This is a genomic window from Vreelandella olivaria, from assembly GCF_023507745.1.
Classification (GTDB): domain Bacteria; phylum Pseudomonadota; class Gammaproteobacteria; order Pseudomonadales; family Halomonadaceae; genus Vreelandella; species Vreelandella olivaria_A.
In genome coordinates, this window is sequence record NZ_JALPZO010000171.1 from 1 (window position 1) to 1,640 (window position 1,640).

3 protein-coding genes are annotated in these 1,640 nt (G+C 51.5%); all 3 read right to left on the reverse strand.

What is annotated here, in order from left to right; translation table 11 throughout:
* The coding region (locus HP566_RS21795; RefSeq protein ID WP_249979061.1) for a DUF637 domain-containing protein at nucleotides 1-379 on the reverse strand (379 nt) is incomplete at its 3' end.
* 72 nt (nucleotides 380-451) lie between these two features.
* Nucleotides 452-769 carry a hypothetical protein gene (locus HP566_RS20040; RefSeq protein WP_249979062.1) on the reverse strand — a complete coding sequence of 106 codons (318 nt, stop codon included), beginning with the start codon at nucleotides 767-769 and terminating at the stop codon, nucleotides 452-454.
* Between the two features lie 21 nt (nucleotides 770-790).
* Nucleotides 791-1,640, reverse strand: an 850-nt coding sequence (locus tag HP566_RS20045) for a hypothetical protein (protein WP_249979063.1), incomplete at its 5' end; no start/stop codon positions are given.

The following is a 1,640-nucleotide window of genomic DNA, read 5'->3' on the forward strand; positions in this document are numbered from 1 at the left end:
TGGCGGAGCCAAGGTCAAGATTGGTCGTGGCGCCGGTGGTGGGGTTGGTCTGGGTGCCCCAGACGTGATCGGTCATGCCTTGGGTAGCGCCGGCGCTCAGGGCGGCGATGGCCGCACCTTCCAGGCTATCGCGGGAGAGCGTGTCGCCGAGGGCCGCGCCGAGGTCGCCACGCTGGTTGATCAGGCTGACCGCGCCGGTACCATCAGCTGTCACTCCGCCACCACCCATAAAAATATCCTTCCCCCATAAATATGATTGCACGGCCTGACCAAACAAAAGATTTACAATTATCACTCCACCAAAATATTTCCACTCCCCCAAAACCTGAAAGCCGCGAACAACCACTGCGGCCAAAGCCATAAAAGCAACAATAATCACGCGCCGCCTAATTAGAAAATATTAATTCTTTCAGCTTTAAGGAGTATAACTCATCCCGCACATCAAAAATCATCAACGGTTTGGACCACGAATAAAATCACCCAACGGAAAAACAGCCAAATAAAGCACAAAATAAATAATGAAAGCAATTAGTCTAACCCCCTTTCCATCATTAACCCTGACAACTCCCCCACCTAAAAAAATATCTCTCCCCCATAGATATGCCTGAACAGCCTGCCCAAAAAGCACATGAAACAAGAGAACTCCAAAAAAGTATTTCCAATCTCCCCAAAACCTTACTGCCGCATGCAAAAACGCAGCAGCGATCATAAGCCAAATAATTTTTCCCCGATGGCTAATCAAGAAAGCCTCGACTGTCTTTATTCTCATCACCTTCCACCCTTGCGAAAACTACTCATAAATTTTATCTATTACGCTATCCCAAAACCCTGCAATGTCCAAAGCACTACTAATCCTGACTGCCTCATTAGCTGGAACTCCGCGGAAACGCAAATATCTTTCAAATCCATATTTCATAGCTTCTTTGGAGCCAGCTGCCATTGCCTCTTCTTTAAGATAGCCTGACACGAGGCTAGAGCCAGAGCCACCTAGAGTCATTGCTAACCCTACTCCACCAGCAGGATTAATCATCAAAGCATAAGTCGCTGCCTTGCTTAAATCATCAAGCGCTTGAGCATCCAGGGCTCGATTCCATGCTTGTGTCTCCGGATCGCCATGGTCAATATGCGCCCCCGCCGCAACACATTCTGGTGTCGCACATTCGAAGCGCTGCATATGGTAAAGGCCGCCGTTCACTTCCAGGCTCACGGGGTAGCGGCCATCTTCTCCTGGCGCTCGCGGATGTTCGGCTACTTCACGCTCCCGAACCACTTGCGGCGGTATCCAGTAGGGAGAGTCTTCTCCGCCCGTTTGTGCGATGACATAGTCGTACATTTCCGGCGTCACACCCTCCGGCAGTATCTGTACCAGATAGCGGGCAGTGCCGTCTTCTCCCGGCGAAGTGAGCCAGGTAGCATCGTAGTCGTAGTATTGAGCAGCGACTGAATCCACATCCCACAGGTCAATGACCATGTTGTGATTCGGTGCCTCGCCCAGCTCGAGGTGGTACATCCGGCGCATGGCATCCTCGATCTCTTCCAGCGTGAATTGGCCATCACTCGCTTCGGCAAGGTCGCGGGCCAGTTCCCGTTCCTGGGTGTGTAGCTGTCGGTTGTACGATTCCACCTGCCCGGCGATAAAT

What these genes read in the sequence shown, in the direction of transcription:
- HP566_RS20040 (WP_249979062.1), bottom strand. Translation starts at nt 769, where the DNA reads ATGAGAATAAAGACAGTCGAGGCTTTCTTGATTAGCCATCGGGGAAAA.